This is a genomic window from Micromonospora sp. 4G55 (assembly GCF_016803375.1).
Genome location: NZ_JAEVHN010000814.1, coordinates 1 through 2,468, shown reverse-complemented (window position 1 = coordinate 2,468; position 2,468 = coordinate 1). Strand labels below are relative to the sequence as shown.

At 74.4% G+C, this 2,468-nt stretch carries 2 protein-coding genes and 1 pseudogene; all 3 read right to left on the bottom strand.

Features of this window, described 5'->3' with window-relative positions; genetic code table 11:
* Positions 1–677 (bottom strand): methyltransferase domain-containing protein (locus JNW89_RS34620; protein WP_238452238.1); only part of this gene is annotated, 677 nt, incomplete at its 3' end.
* 69 nt (positions 678–746) lie between these two features.
* Positions 747–1,064 carry a hypothetical protein gene (locus tag JNW89_RS34615; protein ID WP_238452237.1) on the bottom strand — a complete coding sequence of 106 codons (318 nt, stop codon included), beginning with the start codon at positions 1,062–1,064 and terminating at the stop codon, positions 747–749.
* Positions 1,065–1,102: 38 nt separating this feature from the next.
* Positions 1,103–2,468, bottom strand: a pseudogene (locus tag JNW89_RS34610) (ABC-F family ATP-binding cassette domain-containing protein); the annotation flags it as partial.

Here is a 2,468-nt window from a genome sequence, read left to right as displayed (position 1 = left end):
GGGGGGAGGGGGGTGAGGTCGGCGAAGATCGAGGCGCCGTCGCAGCCGGCGTGCAGGGGGTACCAGCGCGGGGTGCCCGGCGGGCGTTGCCCGCAGATGCCCTTGATCGTCTGCACGTCGAGCAGGCGTACGTGGGTCGGGTCGGCCACCGCGTTGACGTGCCCCCACCAGGGGCTCATCACGTGCAGCACGCCGCCCGGACGCAGTACCCGGTGGCACTCGTCCACCAGCGGCAGGAAGTCGATCAGGTGCTCCAGGATGTGTACCGCGAAGAAGACGTCGACCGAGTCGTCGGCCAGCGGTAGCGAGCCGGACAGGTCCGCCACGGCGTCCACCCCGTGCGCCGGGAAGATGTCCAGCCCCAGGTTGCTCGGGTACTGCTTCTGGCCGCCGCAGCCCAGGTCCACCACCACCGGCTCCCGGCCGCCCACGCCGACCCGGCACCACACGCCGTAGACGCCGGCCAGCCGGCCCACCAGGTCGCGGACCATCCGCAGCTCGGCCGGCTCGGCCACCGCACCGGTCAGGTGGGCGACCCCCCGGTCGAACCGCACGTCCACGGCGAGCCCTCGCAGCCGTTCGTCGTGGCGGACCTGGTCCGCCCAGGCCTCGGCGAGGAATCCGTCGATCGCCCGCAGCCGCTCGGCCGAGGGCGGCGTCTGTGCCAGCGCGACCATGGCCACCTCCCGCCGGCCGTTACCCGCATCGCCGCCCGGTATGCGTGGCGCGCCCGATCAGCCGGAAATTCAGCCAGAAATGGTGCGCCGGGCGGCTCGGCCGCCGCCCCGCATCCGCTGGCGTGGCGCCGTGCTCGCCTTCGGTCGCTTGAGGTGGTAGCGGTGCAGCTCGTTGTTGCCGGGCAGCGACGGGTCCTCGCTCATCGCCACCAGCTCCCAGCCCTGGTCGCCGGCCCGGTTCAGGTGGGCCAGCGCGGTGTCGCCGTACGGCGTGACGTCGACCATCGAGCCGTCCGGGCCGTACCAGACGAAGACGACCTCCCAGCCGATGTCGTTGGTGGCCGCCTGACGTCGCCGCACCAGCAGCGCGTACTCCCACTTGAGCATGGGGTCATTCTCACCCGCCGCGCGCCGGTCGGCACGGATCAATCCTCGGCGATCCGTCCGGCGTCCACCCGCAGCCGCCGGTTGACGCTCACCGCGTCCAGCATCCGCCGGTCGTGGGTCACCAGCAGCAGCGTCCCCGGGTAGTTGGCCAGCGCCGACTCCAGCTGCTCGATCGCCGGCAGGTCCAGGTGGTTGGTCGGCTCGTCGAGCACCAGCAGGTTGACTCCGCGCCCCTGCAACAGCGCCAGCGCCGCCCGGGTCCGCTCGCCGGGGGAGAGGGTCCCCGCCGGCCGCAGCACGTGCTCCGCGCGCAGGCCGAACTTGGCCAGCAGCGTCCGCACGTCCGCCGGGGTCAACTCGGGTACGGCGGCGCCGAACGCGTCCACCAGGGGCTGGTCGCCGAGGAAGAGCCCCCGGGCCTGGTCGACCTCGCCGACCACCACGCCCGGGCCGAGCGCGGCGTGCCCGGCGTCCAGCGGCAGCCGGCCCAGCAGCGCGGCGAGCAGGGTGCTCTTGCCGGAGCCGTTCGCCCCGGTGATCGCCACCCGGTCCGCCCAGTCGATCTGGAGGTCCACCGGACCGAGGGTGAAGCCGCCCCGGCGGACGACGGCGCCGCGCAGCGAGGCCACCACCGCGCCGGCGCGGGGCGCGGCGGCGATCTCCATCCGCAGCTCCCACTCCCTCCTCGCTCCTCGACCTGCTCCAGGCGCTCGATGAGCCGCTCGGTCTGCTTCGCCTTGGCGGCCTGCTTCTCGGTCGCCTCGGCCCGGAACTTGCGGCCGATCTTGTCGTTGTCGGTGGCCTTGCGCCGGGCGTTCTTCACGCCCTTCTCCATCCAGGCGCGCTGGGTGCGGGCCCGGGCCTCCAGCCCCGCGCGGGTGTCGGCGTACTCCTCGTAGTCGGCCCGGGCGTGCCGGCGGGCCACCTCCCGCTCCTCCAGGTACGCCGCGTACCCGCCGCCGTAGTGCCGGACCTGCTGCTGGACCAGGTCCAGCTCCAGCACCCGGGTCACCGTCCGGGTCAGGAACTCGCGGTCGTGGCTGACCAGCACCGTGCCGGCGCGCAGCCCGGTGACGAACCGCTCCAGCCGCTCCAGACCGGCCAGGTCCAGGTCGTTGGTGGGCTCGTCGAGCAGGAAGACGTCGTACCGGCTGAGCAGCAGCGACGCCAGCCCGGCCCGGGCCGCCTGGCCGCCGGAGAGGGCGGTCATCGGGTGGTCCAGGTCGACGGTCAGCCCCAGTTCCGCGGCGACCTGCTCCGCCCGCTCCTCCAGGTCCGCGCCGCCGAGACCGAGCCAGCGCTCCAGCGCGTCCGCGTACGCGTCGTCCGCGCCGGGCCCGCCCGCGGTCAGCCGCCTCGGTGGCCGCGTCCAGCGCGGCCTGCGCCGCGGTGACCCCGGTGCGC

Excerpts from the sequence above, each read along its gene's own strand:
- JNW89_RS34615 (WP_238452237.1), bottom strand. The coding sequence starts at position 1,064 with ATGCTCAAGTGGGAGTACGCGCTGCTGGTGCGGCGACGTCAGGCGGCC.